The sequence below is a fragment of the Saccharothrix ecbatanensis genome, from assembly GCF_014205015.1.
Classification (GTDB): domain Bacteria; phylum Actinomycetota; class Actinomycetes; order Mycobacteriales; family Pseudonocardiaceae; genus Actinosynnema; species Actinosynnema ecbatanense.
Map to the genome: position 1 here is coordinate 6,751,507 of NZ_JACHMO010000001.1, position 14,971 is coordinate 6,766,477.

The 14,971-nt window shown below is 71.2% G+C and carries 13 protein-coding genes; 5 read left to right on the forward strand and 8 right to left on the reverse strand.

All coding sequences use genetic code 11. The annotated features are described in order from the left end of the window. Window positions 1–3 precede the first annotated feature (3 nt). The 5 genes from F4560_RS28935 to F4560_RS28955 form a co-directional block, all read right to left on the reverse strand. On the reverse strand, window positions 4–1,566 hold the full coding sequence (locus F4560_RS28935; RefSeq protein ID WP_184925251.1) for a cell division protein PerM: 1,563 nt from the start codon (window positions 1,564–1,566) through the stop codon (window positions 4–6). A gap of 104 nt (window positions 1,567–1,670) precedes the next feature. Next, on the reverse strand, window positions 1,671–2,348 hold the full coding sequence (locus F4560_RS28940) for a DUF5336 domain-containing protein (RefSeq protein WP_184925254.1): 678 nt from the start codon (window positions 2,346–2,348) through the stop codon (window positions 1,671–1,673). 194 nt (window positions 2,349–2,542) lie between these two features. Beyond that, on the reverse strand, window positions 2,543–3,433 hold the full coding sequence (gene sucD / locus F4560_RS28945; protein ID WP_184925257.1) for a succinate--CoA ligase subunit alpha: 891 nt from the start codon (window positions 3,431–3,433) through the stop codon (window positions 2,543–2,545). A 2-nt stretch (window positions 3,434–3,435) separates the two neighbouring features. Then, entirely contained in the window at window positions 3,436–4,605 is a 1,170-nt protein-coding gene (gene sucC, locus F4560_RS28950) for an ADP-forming succinate--CoA ligase subunit beta (protein WP_184925260.1), read from the reverse strand. 297 nt (window positions 4,606–4,902) lie between these two features. Beyond that, window positions 4,903–6,546, reverse strand: a complete 1,644-nt coding sequence (locus F4560_RS28955) for a hypothetical protein (protein WP_184925263.1) — start codon at window positions 6,544–6,546, stop codon at window positions 4,903–4,905. Window positions 6,547–6,702: 156 nt separating this feature from the next. Here F4560_RS28955 and F4560_RS28960 point away from each other — a divergent pair, with 156 nt between their 5' ends. Further along, window positions 6,703–7,731, forward strand: coding sequence for an alpha/beta fold hydrolase (locus F4560_RS28960; RefSeq protein WP_312869537.1), 1,029 nt, complete (start codon window positions 6,703–6,705; stop codon window positions 7,729–7,731). Window positions 7,732–7,992: 261 nt separating this feature from the next. Further along, window positions 7,993–8,709 (forward strand): M23 family metallopeptidase, encoded by a 717-nt coding sequence (locus F4560_RS28965; protein ID WP_312869538.1) that lies wholly within the window; start codon window positions 7,993–7,995, stop codon window positions 8,707–8,709. 320 nt (window positions 8,710–9,029) lie between these two features. Here F4560_RS28965 and F4560_RS28970 read toward each other — a convergent pair whose 3' ends face one another. Together F4560_RS28970 and pcrA are read right to left on the reverse strand one after the other, a co-directional pair. Continuing rightward, window positions 9,030–9,437: a winged helix-turn-helix transcriptional regulator gene (locus F4560_RS28970; RefSeq protein ID WP_312869539.1), complete on the reverse strand. Its 408-nt coding sequence runs from the start codon at window positions 9,435–9,437 to the stop codon at window positions 9,030–9,032. Between the two features lie 90 nt (window positions 9,438–9,527). After that, window positions 9,528–11,870 (reverse strand): DNA helicase PcrA, encoded by a 2,343-nt coding sequence (gene pcrA / locus F4560_RS28975; protein ID WP_184925270.1) that lies wholly within the window; start codon window positions 11,868–11,870, stop codon window positions 9,528–9,530. A 216-nt stretch (window positions 11,871–12,086) separates the two neighbouring features. Here pcrA and F4560_RS28980 point away from each other — a divergent pair, with 216 nt between their 5' ends. Next, entirely contained in the window at window positions 12,087–12,347 is a 261-nt protein-coding gene (locus F4560_RS28980) for a chorismate mutase (protein ID WP_184925272.1), read from the forward strand. Here F4560_RS28980 and F4560_RS28985 read toward each other — a convergent pair. Further along, window positions 12,316–13,401, reverse strand: a complete 1,086-nt coding sequence (locus tag F4560_RS28985) for an arginase family protein (RefSeq protein ID WP_184925275.1) — start codon at window positions 13,399–13,401, stop codon at window positions 12,316–12,318. The two genes, F4560_RS28980 and F4560_RS28985, sit on opposite strands and share 32 nt — an antisense overlap. A 64-nt stretch (window positions 13,402–13,465) precedes the next feature. On the opposite strand from F4560_RS28985, the gene F4560_RS28990 reads away from it, so the two are divergent. Then, window positions 13,466–13,783: a hypothetical protein gene (locus F4560_RS28990; protein WP_184925277.1), complete on the forward strand. Its 318-nt coding sequence runs from the start codon at window positions 13,466–13,468 to the stop codon at window positions 13,781–13,783. Between the two features lie 240 nt (window positions 13,784–14,023). Next, entirely contained in the window at window positions 14,024–14,959 is a 936-nt protein-coding gene (locus tag F4560_RS28995) for a hypothetical protein (protein ID WP_184925280.1), read from the forward strand. Window positions 14,960–14,971: the final 12 nt, after the last annotated feature.

Sequence of the window (14,971 nt, forward strand, 5' to 3'; positions counted from 1 at the left end):
TGGCTACCGGGGCTTGTCGGCCAGGTCCGGGTCGGCCTCGTCCTGCTCCTCGGCGCCGTCGGCCTCACCGGGGGCAGCTGCCTCGTCGGCGGAATCCTCGACATCGGAACCGTCGGCGTCCGCGGCGTCAGCGTCCGCAGCGTCGACATCCTCGAACTCTTCGAGGTCGTCGTACTCGTCCAGGTCGTGCTCGTCGAGATCGTCCTCTTCGCCCTCCTCTTCCTCTACTTCGTCCTCCAACTCTTCGACCTCTTCTTCGTACAAAGCCTCGTCCAAAGCCTCGTCCCCGTCCTCGTCCTCGTCCTCGTCGTAGTCCTCGTCGAAGTCCTCGTCATAGTCCTCCACGACGACCTCGGCTTCCGGCTCGGGCTCGGGCTCCACCACCCGCGGCGGCCGGGGCCCGGCGAACCAGGCCACGATCGCCCCCGGCACGGTCACCCAGCCGAACGTCAACACCGCCAGCAGCCCGGCCGGGATGGTCACCGGGTTGAACACCCCACCGCCCAACGTGCCACCTGCGACCGCCGCCAGCACCAGCGTGCCGACACCCGCCGCCACCGCCGCGACCAGCACCGCGCGCACCCGTGACCGGGGCGTCTCGGCGGCGTTGCGCAGCGAGAACCCGGCCAGCACACCCACCACACCGGGCAGGATCAGCACCAGCGGCAGGTAGGCCGCCTGCTCGTCGGGCATCGCGGCCAGCAGCGGCACGGCGGGCACGGGGCCGCCGGTGAACTCCAGCGGTCCGACCACCACCGACCCGATCGAGAACCCCGAGCCCACCACGTACGACAGCGCGCCGACCACCGCGTTCGGCAGGTACGCCACGCACATCAACCAGATGCCGAGGCCGGTGCCGACCGTGCCGCCGGCCGGGCGGAACAGCGACGCGGTGGTGGACCACGAGAACACCAGGCCCAGCGCCAACAGGAACGCACCCGCCGCGGCCAGCGCGAACAACGCGAGCGCACCCGCGCGCAGCCCTCGCCGGGCCACCGGGTCGATCCGCTCGAACACGACCTCCACCAGGCCGCACCGCTGCGCGACCCCCGCGACGGCCGCCAGCGCGGACACCGCCGCACACCCGAAGAACGCCACCGCCGGCGTCGCCCGCACCGGACCGTCGTCACCCATCAGGAACGCGATCACGCTGCCGACCACGGCGTGCGTGCCCGCGATCGCGAACACCACCGACCTGGCCTGCAGCGGCTCGAACAGCCCCAACCGGTCCGCCGCGCTCGCCGCCGCCCGGTACACCAGCAGCATCACCAGCGCCGTCGGCAGCAACGGCAGCAGGCCGAGCTGCCCGCCGTCGAACCGCAGCGGCACGTGGTGCGCGACCAGCCAACCCGGCGCGGCGGCGGTGAGCACACCCGTGGTGGAGAACGACGCGTGCGCGGCCGTCGACGAGACCAGCGCGAGCAGCGCGGCCACCGCCGCGTAGCCGACGACCACCGAACCGGCGGCGGTCATGGTGAGCACCCGCACCCGTTCGGCGCGGGAGAACTCGGGCGGGCGGACGGAATCCGTCACGACGCCGTGCGAAGTCGTTTGCTGCACCGACATCCTCCCACTGTCCCAGTACCGATGAGCCGTTCGGGCCAGGCTCGCCGGGTACGCGAAAAGGGGTGGCACCGGAGATCCGGTGCCACCCCTCGCTCGACCTTGGCTCAGCCCTGCTGCGGTCCGCCGAACCCGCCGGGCGGGGTGCCCTGGCCCGGCTGCTGCTGCGGCGGCGGCGGAACGGCCTGACCGGGCTGACCGAACTGGCCCGGCTGCGGCATGTAGGACGTCGGCTGCGGCTGGTTCGGCTGCTGGCCCTGCTGCGGCTGCACCGGCTGGCCGAACTGGCCGGACGGCGGGCCGAACTGCTGCGGCTGCTGCTGTCCGGGCGGCGGGAAGCCACCGGACTGCGGGTTCCAGCCACCGGGCTGGCCGTAGATGTTGGCCGCCTTCGGCTGGAAGTTCACGACGCCGACCTCGAGCAGCAGCGTGAGCACGACGGCCGCCGTCTCCAGCAGCGCCACCAGCAGCAGCACGATCTGCATGCCCTGGACGTCGGCTTCGGTCGTGATCAGACCCTGGAGCAGCCCGAGCGTCGGGATCAGCGCGAACGGGACGGCCGCGTACAGCAGGCCCCTGGGAGCCTTCGGCAGCACCGACAGACCCGCGAGGGTGCCCGCCGCGTACAGGTAGGACTCCGAGTGCACGTCGTCCGCGAACGCGAGGAGGTACGCGACGAACGCCATCCCCGCCGCGAGCAGCGGGAGGATGAGGTTCAGGTTCACGCCCACCGCCGGCTGCGCCGGACCCGGCTGCTGCTGAGGGGCGCCGTACGGCTGGGACATGGTGCGGTCTCCTCCACCTGGTGGCTCTGACGTCGGTTCGACAGAACGCTAGCCGATGCACACTCTCCGACGATGACCGGACTCCCGTGGTTCCCCCGGATGTGCTCGGCGACCACGTCCGACCACGTCGTGACGAGCCGAGGGCCACCTCCGCGTGGAGGTGGCCCTCAGTGTGTTGCACGAACGGACGACTGTCAGCCGATCGTCCGCATGAGCTCCCGCATCAGCCCGGCGGTCTCGCTCGGCGTCTTGCCGACCTTGACGCCCGCGGCCTCCAGGGCTTCCTTCTTGGCCGCCGCCGTGCCGGCCGAGCCGGACACGATCGCGCCCGCGTGGCCCATCGTCTTGCCCTCGGGCGCGGTGAAGCCCGCCACGTAGCCGACGACCGGCTTGGTGACGTTCTCCTTGATGTACGCCGCCGCACGCTCCTCGGCGTCGCCGCCGATCTCGCCGATCATCACGATCGCCGCGGTCTCCGGGTCGGCCTCGAAGGCCGCCAGCGCGTCGATGTGGGTGGTGCCGATGATCGGGTCGCCGCCGATGCCGATGGCGGTGGAGAAGCCGAAGTCACGCAGCTCGAACATCATCTGGTAGGTCAGCGTGCCGGACTTCGACACCAGACCGATCTTGCCCGGGCCGGAGATGTTGGCCGGGATGATGCCCGCGTTGGACTGCCCGGGGCTGATCAGGCCGGGGCAGTTCGGGCCGATGATCCGGGTCTTGTTGCCGGTGGCGACGGCGTGCGCCCAGAAGGCGGCGGTGTCGTGCACCGGGATGCCCTCGGTGATCACGACGGCCAGGCCGATGCCCGCGTCGATCGCCTCGATCACGGCCGCCTTGGCGAACGCCGGCGGCACGAAGATCACGGTCACGTCGGCGCCGGTCGCGCTCATGGCCTCGGCCACGGAACCGAACACCGGCAGCACGTTGCCGTCGAAGTCGACCTTCTCGCCGGCCTTGCGCGGGTTCACGCCGCCGACGATGTTCGTGCCGGAGGCAAGCATCCGCTTGGTGTGCTTGGTGCCCTCGGCGCCGGTCATGCCCTGGACGATGACCTTGCTGTCCTTGGTGATGAAGATAGCCATCGTCAGACCCCCGCAGCCGCGAGCTCGGCGGCCTTGTCGGCCGCGTTGTCCATTGTGTCCACCACGGTGACCAGCGGGTGGTTGGCCTCGGCGAGGATCCGCCTGCCTTCCTCCACGTTGTTGCCGTCGAGTCGGACCACGAGCGGCTTCTTGGCCTCGTCGCCCAGGATCTCCAGCGCGGCCACGATGCCGTTGGCGACCGCGTCGCACGCGGTGATGCCGCCGAACACGTTCACGAACACCGAACGCACGTCCGGGTCGTGCAGGATGATGTCCAGGCCGTTGGCCATGACCTCGGCCGACGCGCCGCCGCCGATGTCGAGGAAGTTCGCGGGCTTGACGCCCTTGTGCTTCTCGCCCGCGTAAGCCACCACGTCCAGGGTGGACATCACGAGACCGGCGCCGTTGCCGATGATGCCGACCTGGCCGTCCAGCTTGACGTAGTTGAGGCCCTTGGCCTTCGCCTTGGCCTCCAGCGGGTCCTCCGCCTGCTTGTCCACCAGCGCTTCGTGCTCGGGGTGGCGGAAGGCGGCGTTCTCGTCGAGCGTGACCTTGCCGTCGAGGGCGACGATCTTGCCCTCGGGGTCGCGGACGAGCGGGTTGACCTCGACCAGCGTGGCGTCCTCGGAGACGAAGGTCTCCCAGAGCTTCACGATCACGTCGGCGACCTGGTCGGCCACCTCGGCCGGGAACTTGGCGGCGGCCACGATCTCGTCGGCCTTCGCGCGGTCCACGCCGGTGATCGCGTCGACCGGCACCTTGGCCAGGGCCTCGGGCTTGGTCGCGGCGACCTCTTCGATGTCCATGCCGCCCTCGACGCTGGCCATGGCCAGGAAGGTGCGGTTGGCGCGGTCGAGGAGGAAGGAGAAGTAGTACTCCTCCGCGATGTCGGACGCCGGCGTCACGAGCACGCGGTGCACGATGTGGCCCTTGATGTCGAGGCCGAGGATCGCCTCGGCCTTGACTTCGGTCTCGTCCGGGGTCTCGGCCAGCTTGACGCCGCCCGCCTTGCCCCGGCCGCCGGTCTTGACCTGGGCCTTGACCACGACGGTCTGGCCGAAGCGCTCGGCGATGGCCTTGGCTTCGGCGGGGGTGGTCGCCACGTCGCCCGGAAGTACCGGGACGTCATGGGCGGCGAAGAGGTCCTTCGCCTGGTACTCGTACAGGTCCACTCGGGTCTCCTGCGACGTCGGTGTCGGACACCGCGTCCTTTCGTGCGGTCCTCTGAGGTCCGGCGCTCCAGGCTGGGGCCTGGCGCCCACACGTACCAGGCATCACCTGGAACGCCGGCATAGCCGAGGGGGACCGGCTCGACGCGGCTTCGCAAGACACTATCGACCGGCCAGGACTACTCCGCATCCCACGCCCGTGAAGTCGGTCATAACGGTGGTGAGGTCGATCACCACACCGATTCAGCAGGCACTTTCCTCACAGCCGGTTCCCGCGCGCTGTGCGGTGCGCCACGTGGTTCAGCGGGCGGTGCGGAGCGCGGCGGAGATCAGGAACGCGGCCGTGGCGGCTGCCGCGAGCCACAGACCCGGGCCGGGCACGGCGCCGGCGGCACGGGCGGCGGTGAGCGGGTACTCCAGCGCGCGGACGCCCGTGACGACGGCAGCACCTAGGAGCAGCGCGGCGCCCCGGTCCGGTCGGGCCTTGAGCGCGATCGCGGCGGCGACCACCGCGGCGACCAACGCCACGAGCAGGCCCCACGAGCCGACACCCAGACCGAACGCCCCGATCGGCACGTAGTCCGACGCCCGCAGGACGGGCAGGGCGAACGCGCCGACCGCGAGCAGCGCGGCGATCATCGTGCCGGCGATGAGCGGCAGCGGCGGCTCGGCCTTGGCGATGCCCACCTCGTCCCGCTCGACCGCGCCGGCAAGGGCGGCGGTGCCGGCGGCGGCTGCCCCGGCGGCGACGGACGCGACGGTGAACCAGACGCCCGCGCCCGGCTGGGCGCTCAGCTCGGTGGCGGCGAAGACGGCGTCCAGCGCGCCGCCGGCCGCCAACGGGACGGTCGCGGTGGCGACGATGAACGCGGGCCGGACGGCTGCCTTGACCATCAGCGCGGCGGCGAGGACGGCAATGGCGATCGCGGCCGGCCAGAGCAGGCGGGCGGCGTAGTCCGTGGGAGCCGTGAGGCCGGCGGGGAAGACCAGGTGGTCGGTCGTCGCGCCCGCGACGGCCGCCGCGGCGGCGACCAGCCCGAGCGCGCCGGCGATGACGTGCAGTCGGCGCGGGCCGGGCAGCTCGACGTCGTGCACCTCCTCCTTGTCCTTCTCCGTACCGACCTTGGCCGCACCCTGGGGCCACGCGAGCGCGAGGGCGGCGCCGAGGACGAGGAACGGGCCGACGGCCGGGCCGATCCCGTCGGCGGCGACGGCCGTGGCGATCGGCGGGAGCGCGAAGGTGAGGAGGACCGCGGCCAGGCCGAGCAGTCCGCCCTTGCGGGCTTCGTTCGTGGTGGCGCTGGCCGCGAGCACGGCGAGGGCCGGCGCGGCGAGCGTGACGAGCAGACCGCCCACCATCGGCAGGGTCGGCGAGTCGAACGGACCGCGAGCCTGGACCAGGGCGTCGGACGAGGTGAACGGCACGGTGAACAGGCCGATGCCCGCGACGATGCCCGCCGTGGCGGGGAGCACGAAGCTCGCGCGTTCACTGCGGACGTCCGGTTCCGCGCCGAGGGTGGCCATCGCGCCCACACCCGCAGCGATAAGGAGGACGTGACCCGCGAGAAGCAGCCACACGCCCGCGGTGGGGGTGGGCGGCAGGAGGCTCGTCGGGCGGAGCAACTCGGGACGTGAGGCGTCGATGGGGCCGACGACGAGCTGGAGGTCGTTGAGGAGCCGTCCGACGGCGAACACGGCAGGCGCGACGAGAGCCGCCGCCGCCGTCAGCTCTTGCCCGCGGGAGAGGAAGAGTGCCGCCAAAGCCGCAGGCAGTAGGGCCAGCAGCGCCAGCAGCGGCCAGGCCGTGAACGCGGGCGGGGCGGAGGCGTCGACCACTCCGAGGGCCGGGGCCACCGCGGTGAGCAACGCGCCCGCCACCGCCACCCCGACCGCGGCCCGCAGTCTCGTGGGGGTGGCAGAGACCGGTTCAGCGGTTCGGATCACCGCCCGGACGCTAGCAAAACCGGGCCGGACCCGAGGGTCGGGCCGCCAGGGCCCGCATCCGGCGCGGCCATCGCGAACACGGACCTTCGAGACAACGCCCCAGCGCGGTGCGGCGGTCCGCGCATGTGGGGAAAGGACATCGGGTACCCCTACTTGGTGACCGCATCACCTACCTTCAGCCGCATGGGCGGTGGCGTGCGGCGGGTGGTCGAGGCGTGGCTGGGCGCCGGCCGGGAGCTGGCCGACGAGGTGCTCGACGTCTCCGGCGAGGTGCTCCGCGTCTCGGGTGACGTGCTGCGCGCCGTCGCCTCGTGGGGCGGTGTCCGCGGCGTCGCGGTGGAAACCGCCTGGTTGGCGGCGCACACCGTGCTCTACCCGTGGGGCGTCCTGGAAGAGCGGTTGAAGCCCGACGGCCACTTCCGCGCCTACCGGACCGACGGTCTCCCACCCCGCCAACGCGGCCTCGTGGTTTCGGCCATGGACGCAGCGGGCACCCCGATCGTGTTGGTGCATGGCATCGGGGATAACAGGTCCGCCTTCGCAGTGCTGTCGGGGGCACTGCGAAGGCGTGGCTTCGGAGTGGTGCACGCGGTGAACTACAGCGTGCTGACCGCGTTGACGGGGGACGTCCGCCGGTCGGCCGCGCTGCTGGGGGAGCACGTCGAGCGGATCTGTGAGCAGACCGGATCCGATCGGGTGCACGTCGTCGGACACTCGCTGGGCGGCCTCATCGCCCGTTATTACGTGCAACGCCTGAACGGGGACGCACGCGTGCGCACGCTCGTGACCCTTGGTGCCCCGCACGCCGGCACGCTGACCGCGTACCTGCTCTCCACCACGCTGACCAGGCAACTCCGGCCCGGTTCGGAGCTCTTGTCCGAATTGGCCGAAGCGTCCGGACCGTGCCGCACGAGGTTCGTGGTGGTCTGGAGCGAGATGGACCAGGTGATCGTGCCGCAGCGGAACGCCCGGTTGACGCATCCGTCGTTGCTCGTCGAGGAGCACCGGATACGTGATTCAGGTCACCTATCCCTGCCTGTTGACTCCCGAACGCTACGGGCTGTGGTGACCGCTATCACGCGTTCGGATGACGAGCAAAATCACCCCATCGTGCCTGCACGCACGGGGTCTCGTAGCTCGACCATGACCCAGCGTCACCACTCACACTCCGACTATCGGCACTGACCGCTATTCGGTAGACATCGCCATCGGGGATTGCCCTTAGGGGCTCCGCGCCGTTATCTTCCCCCGGTCCGTTGTCACGGTCTGGTCACAAGCAGGACGACGAGTCGGTACCCCGACCGGCTCAACCGGGATCCCCCGCCCGGTGTCCGACCGGACTCCCCGAAGACGGAAGGCCAAGTTTTGTCTCAACACCGCTCCCCCGGCGGCCATACGAGTTCAGCTGTGCTCGAAGAGGCGGTAGACCGCGCTTCGACGCGTCCAGTGAGCACGCACCGGCTTCCACCACCGCCCTCGGCGCTGCGCGGCCGGATCGTGGTCGCGGCCGTGGCCGTCGGCGCGTTCGCCGCCGCAGGCGCCGGGCAGACGATCCACGCTCTGGGCTCCAACTCGCCGGCCGCGTCCGACGAGATCACACCGCTCGCGAACGCCTCCGAAGGCGCTGCCGCGTTCGGCGTCGGCGGCACCGGCCCCGCGTCACCGCAGGTCCTGCCGGTCGCCAAGACGGTCGACTCGGCCGCCGAGGCGCAGAAGCTCGTCAAGAGCCTGCAGATCACCGAGGACCGCGAGGCCGCCGAAGCCGAGGCGAAGCGACCCAAGTTCTCGCACCCCGCCGCCGGCTCCTTCACCTCCGGTTTCGGCGGTCGCTGGGGCGAGATGCACTACGGCATCGACATCGCGGGCCCCATCGGCACCCCGATCCTGTCCGCTGCGGATGGTGTCGTGATCGAGGCCGGTCCGGCAAGCGGTTTTGGCCTCTGGGTCAAGGTCGAGCACCCCGACGGCTCCGTCACCGTCTACGGCCACGTGGACACGTACTCCGTTTACGAGGGCCAGCGGGTCCGGGCGGGCGAGCAGATCGCCCGGATGGGCAACCGCGGCTTCTCCACCGGCCCGCACCTCCACTTCGAGGTCTGGAACCCGGACGGCAAGAAGATCAACCCGCTGACCTGGTTGAACTCCAAGGGCATCAGCGTCTGAGACGGTTGGTCACACACACGGGTAACAGGAAGGGCCGGGCTGCGCTGAGCAGCCCGGCCCTTCCACTGTGCGACTCCACTGCGGCACTGCGGTGAACTCCGCGGTGGAACCGCCCCCCGAAGGTGATTCCCCCTCCTACGGCCACCGCCCCGACACGGCGCCCGCCCAACTACCTTCCCCCGTTGCCACGAAGCGGCTCCCCCGGCCGGTTCACCCCGAATGAGCCCGTCCGTTCCGCTTGTGACACCCCTAAAGACGCGCGGACCCGAGTCGGGTTGCACTCGAATCAGGCCACGATCGGGTGACGGCCGGATGAACGATCAGGCCGCGCCGACACTGGCGTCGTAGGTCGCCCTGGCCGCCGCCAACTCGGCCTCGTGCCGGTCCGACCAGGAGCTCAGCACCTGGACCGTCCGGTGCAGGCTCGCGCCCAGGGGCGTCAGCTCGTAGTCCACCCGCGGCGGCACGGTCGGGTGGACGGTCCGCCGCACCAGCCCGTCCCGTTCGAGTTGGCGCAGCGTCACGGTCATCACCCGCCGGCTCACGCCGTCGATCTTGCGCCACAGCTCGTTGAACCGGTGCGTCCGCTCGGCCAGGTACGCCAGCGCGAGCAGCGACCACCTGTCCCCGACCCGGTCCAGCACGGCCCGCACCTCGCACCCGGCCCGGTGGTCCCACTGGCGCGCCTCGCCGTCGGCGCAGTCCACGAAAGAAACGCGTTCGTCCACGAGCCGATATTGTGGCCTGAGTTGCATGCACATGCAAGAGAACCCCGCGCCTCAAGCGACGCCGAACGACGAACTACCGCTGAACGCCCCTCAGAGCTTCACGAGGGGCACGCCGCCGATGAGCATCAGCCGCACCGTCCCCGCGCCGCCGAAATCGATCGTGGCGGTCGCACGGGGCCCCGAACCGTCCACGGCCACCACCCGGCCGAGCCCGTACTTGTCGTGGCTCACGCGGTCGCCCACGTCCAGCGCCACCGCCGGCGTGTTCTTCCACCCGGCGTTAGTCGGCGCGGGGCGCGACGGCGTGGACGACCCGCGGCCCCACGACGTCGGCGCGGACGGCGCGGAGCGCTTCGGCTCCACCCGCCGCCACTCGACCAGGTCCGGCGGGATCTCGTCCAGGAACCGGGACGCCGGGTTCGCGGACGGCTGGCCCCACGCCGAGCGCACCAGCGCCCGCGACAGGTACAGCCGCCGCTGCGCGCGGGTGATGCCGACGTACGCGAGTCGGCGTTCCTCGGCCAACTCCGTCGGATCGCCCAGCGCCCGCATGTGCGGGAAGACGCCGTCCTCCCAGCCGGTGCAGAACACGACCGGGTACTCCAGGCCCTTGGCGGTGTGCAGCGTCATCAGCGTGACCACGCCGTCCGACTCCGCGTCCGGCACCGAGTCGGCGTCCGCGACCAGCGACACCCGCTCCAGGAACGCGGCCAGCGAGCCCTCGGCCGGCACGCCGTCGTCTTCGACGGGCACGGCCTCTTCGGGAACGGGCGCCACCGCGCCGAGGTCGGTGAACTCGCGGGCCACCGTGACCAACTCGTTCAGGTTCTCCACCCTGGTGTGGTCCTGCGGGTCCTCGCTGGCCTCCAACTCGGCCCGGTAGGCGGTCTTCTCCAGCACCGCCTCCAGGATGTCGGCCACGTCGTCGCCGCGGTCGACCAGCACGCCCAGCTCGTCCATCAGCTCGACGAACCCGGCGATCGCGTTGCGGGAGCGCGGGTTCAGCAGCGGGACCCTGCCCTCGACCGCCGCCCGCAACGCCGCCGCGAAGCCGATCCGCTCGCGCTCGGCGTACGTCGACACGCACGCCTCCGCGCGGTCGCCGATGCCGCGCTTGGGGACGTTGAGGATGCGCCGCAAGGACACCGTGTCGTCCGGGTTGGACAACGCGCGCAGGTAGGCCAACGCGTCCCGCACCTCGCGCCGCTCGTAGAACCGGACGCCGCCGACGACCTTGTAGGGCAGGCCGAGGCGGATGAAGATCTCCTCGAACACGCGCGACTGGTTGTTGGTCCGGTAGAACACGGCGATCTCGCCGTTGTTCGCCTCGCCGCCGTCCACCAGCCGGTCGATCTCGCGCGCGACGAACGCCGCCTCGTCGTGCTCGTTGTCCGCGACGTAGCCGACGATCTTCTCGCCGTCGCCCAGGTCGCTCCACAACCTCTTGTCACGACGGTCGGGGTTGCGCGAGATCACCGCGTTCGCGGCGCTCAGGATGGTCTGGGTGGACCGGTAGTTCTGCTCCAGCAGGATGGTGGAGGCCTGCGGGTAGTCCCGCTCGAACTCCACGATGTTGCGGATCGTCGCGCCGCGGAAGGCGTAGATCGACTGGTCCGCGTCGCCCACCACGCACAGCTCGCCCGGCGGGACGCCGTCCTTGCCGGTGCCGATCAGCTCGCGGACCAGCGTGTACTGCGCGTGGTTCGTGTCCTGGTACTCGTCCACCAGCACGTGCCGGAACCGGCGGTGGTAGTGCTCGGCCACGTCCGGGTGGTCCTGGAGCAGCTCGACCGTCCGCATGATCAGGTCGTCGAAGTCCAGCGAGTTCGACTCGCCGAGCCGGCGCTGGTAGCTCTCGTAGACCTCGGCGACGCGGCGCTCCAGGTCGTTGGTCGCGCGCTCCTTGGCGGTGGCCGCGTCGACCAGCTCGTTCTTCAGGTTCGAGATGTGGATCGCGAGCGTGCGCGCCGGGTAGCGCTTCGGGTCCAGGTCGAGGTCGCGCGCCACCAGCGTGATCAGCCGGCGGGTGTCGTCCGAGTCGTAGATCGAGAAGTTGGACGACATGCCGAGGGTCTTGGCCTCGCGGCGCATCACCCGCACGCACATCGAGTGGAACGTGGACACCCACATCGAGCGGGCCCGCGCGCCGACGAGGTCGGACACGCGTTCCTTCATCTCGGCGGCGGCCTTGTTGGTGAAGGTGATGGCCATGACCTCGCCGGGGTGGACCTTGCGCTCGGCGAGCAGGTAGGCGATCCGGCGGGTGAGCACGCGCGTCTTGCCGGAGCCCGCACCCGCCACGACCAGCAACGGGGCGCCGGCGTGCTCGACCGCCCGGCGCTGGGACGGGTTGAGGTCTTCGAGCAGCCGTCCGACAGCGGAGCCGGTGGGCCGGGAGGGGGGACTTGTAGGCAAGTCGAACAAGGCGCTCATCGCCTGTCCACGTTACTCGGTAGCCCCGACAGTCCTCGGCTGTGGCATGATGAGGCGGTGCGCATGGCCCACTTCGAGTTTTTTTACGGGAACCGGACTCCGGCTCCCGTGGAGCGCTAGCGCAACCAAGCCACCACGAAGCCCCGGAGTCCTCGGACCCCGGGGCTTCGCTGCTGCCAGGGCTGGGACTCCCACCAGAGTCGAGAGGTCATCACGATGAACAGCACCGAAGCCGCACCGGACATCGACGCGTTGCGCGAGGAGATCGACCAGCTGGACGCCGAGCTGCTGCGCATGGTCAAGCGCCGGATCGAGATCTCCAAGATCATCGGTGCCGCGCGGATGGCCGCCGGCGGCACGCGGATCGTGCACAACCGCGAGATCGACGTGATCAACCGGTACAAGGAACTCGGCCCCGAGGGCCACAACCTGGCGATGATCCTGCTCAAACTGGGCCGCGGGCCGCTGGGTAGGTAGTGAAGTCCCAGTCGGTGAGCGTGGATCTGGCGGCTGCCAGGTCCACGTCCACTAGCTGGGTGTCGTCGGGCACGTAGGCCAGCGGGTCTTCCAGCAGGTCGAGGCCCAGCAGGCCCTCCACCAGGGTGTGCAGGCACAGCGCGGAGTAGCCGCGCAGGTAGCCGCCCTCCTGGGTGAGCACGGTCGGCAGCCCGAGTTCCGCCACCGCCCTGCCGATCGCCCGGTACCCGTCGGCGGTGAGGTTGTGCCTGCCGTTCGGGTCGAACGCGGACCCGTCGAAACCGGAGGCGCAGACCAGGAAGTCCGCGCCGAACTCCGCCAACGCCGGCAAGGCGATCTCCGCCAACGCCCTTCGGTAGGCGCCGTCGCCCGCACCCAGGGACAGCTCGACGTTGACGTTCGACGCCCCCGACTCGGCCGGCGACCCCGTCTGCGCGTGGTTGGCGCCCCACGGCCCGTGCCGCATGTGCACGGACACGGTGAGCACGTCGGGCGTGCCGCGGAACACCTCCTGCGTGCCGTTGCCGTGGTGCACGTCCCAGTCCAGGACGGCGACCCGGCGACCGGCCCGACGGGCCGTCTCGGCGACCAGCGCGGCGTTGTTGACGAGGCAGTACCCGTCCGCCAGGTCCGGCTGGGCGTGGTGGCCGGGCGGGCGGACCAGGGCGTACGCCAGGCGCGTCCGACCGGCGGCGACCGCCTCGTACGCCGCCAGCGCGGTGCCGGCGGCGGCGCGGATCGCGTCCCACGAGCCGGGGCCGACGACGGTGTTCAGCTCGACGGCCGTCCGCTGCCCGCACGCCGCACGGAGGTCGTCCAGATAAGACCGCGTGTGGACCCGCGCCAGCTCCTCGTCCGTGGCGAACCGACCGGTCGACCAGGACAGGTGCGGCGCGACCGGACCGTGCTCCAGGGCGTGCCGGAACGTGCGCAGCCGGGCCGCGTTCTCCGGGTGCGGCTCGGCCACGTCGAGCCAGTCCCAGCGACCGGGCAGCTCCCACAGGCCGACGCCCGTGTCGTGCTCCAGGCAGGCGTCGTGCCAGAAGACCTCCACCTCAGGTGGATATCAGGGCGATCACGGATGGTCCAGTCGCTTTGATCGAGGGCACACTGTGCACATGGGAGTCATCGGTCTGATCACGGGCCTCATCGCGATCCTGGGTGTGCTGGCCGCGCTGGCGCACGACGGCTACCTCGCGATGCTCGGTTCCGCCGCCAAGTCCAAGCGCGCCGCGGGTGCGCCCATCGCGCAGTACGTGCGCAGTCGGTGGACCGTCGCCGGGGTCACCACGATCATCGCGCTGGTCGGTCTGCTGATCACGGCGGGCGCGGGCACCTCGGGCGACATCATCGGCGCGCTGATCGCCGGCGGCGCGGGTTTCGCCGCCGCCAACGCGCTGCAGAGCACCCGGAAGAAGCTGGACAGCGGCAGCTAGCCCCGGACAGGCTCCACGGCTCCAGATTCACACTTATGTGTGTCGCTCGGTGCCACGGGCCTGATCCGCACGGCTCCACGAGGACCCTGCACCTACTGTGAAGTAGTTGCGGGGTCCTCGGCGTCCCACCCCCATGCCCCGCGCCACTTGAGCGACGCCATCCAGGTGAACGTGAAACCGATCAGGTGAACAGGGCCGCGAGGGCCGTCAGGCCAGGGGGCGGGAGGGGTCTGCACAGCTATGGACATCGGGGAACCAGGACGGTCGGGCCGGCACCGGCATGAGGACGAGGCGGCGCTCTGGCGACGCCTGGGCGGCGAGCTGGAGCACCCGCCGCCCCGCGTGGTGGTGCGCCCGCTGCCCGCCTCACCGCCGGACCCGTCACCCCCGGACCCGACACCGCCCGACCCGTTCTTCGACACCGACGCGGTGGGGCTCGGCAAGTTCAACATCGGCATGGTGCCCGCCTCGGTGACGCCGCCCCGGACGTGGAAGCGGGCCGCGTGGTTCGCCGTGCTGTCCTCGGCGGGCGTCCTGGTCGGCCTGGCCATCGCGGCGGTGAAGCTGGTCGGCTCGCACGGCCCGGTCGAGCGGATCGGGATGCCGGGCTACCCGACCGACGTGCCGCTGCTGACCGGTTTCGCCACCACGCCGCCGCCACCCGTCACCCCGGAGCCGGGCCGTGAGCCCGGACCCCGGGCCGCGTCCGAGGGCCTGCGCGCACCGACCGAGGACCACCGCACGGCCGCCGGCGGCAGCTCGTCCACCGACCACGCCACCAACCCGCCGGGCCCGTCGACGTCGCCGCCATCGTCGACGTCACCGCACGTCACCATGGTTCCGGTGGACGCGCAGCCGGTGGTGGACGCGGTCGCGATCGCGGCCAGCACCGAGCTGTTCTACGAAGAGGTCGCGCACGACTCGGACGCCGCGTTGACGTTGGTCACCGACGCGTTCCGGCCGAAGGGCGGCGCGGTGCTGGAGGCCCGGTTCGGCGGCGTGTCGCTGATCGAGGTGACGGAGATCAGCGTGGACCCGGTGAAGGGCATCACGGTGAGCACGTTGCAGCTGACGCACGACGACGGCAAGACGAGCACGGAGAAGCGCGAGCTGGTGTTCACCACCACCGACGGTGTTCCGCTGATAGACGACGAACGCCCGGTCGGCGGCGCGTAGCCCCCGTACGCG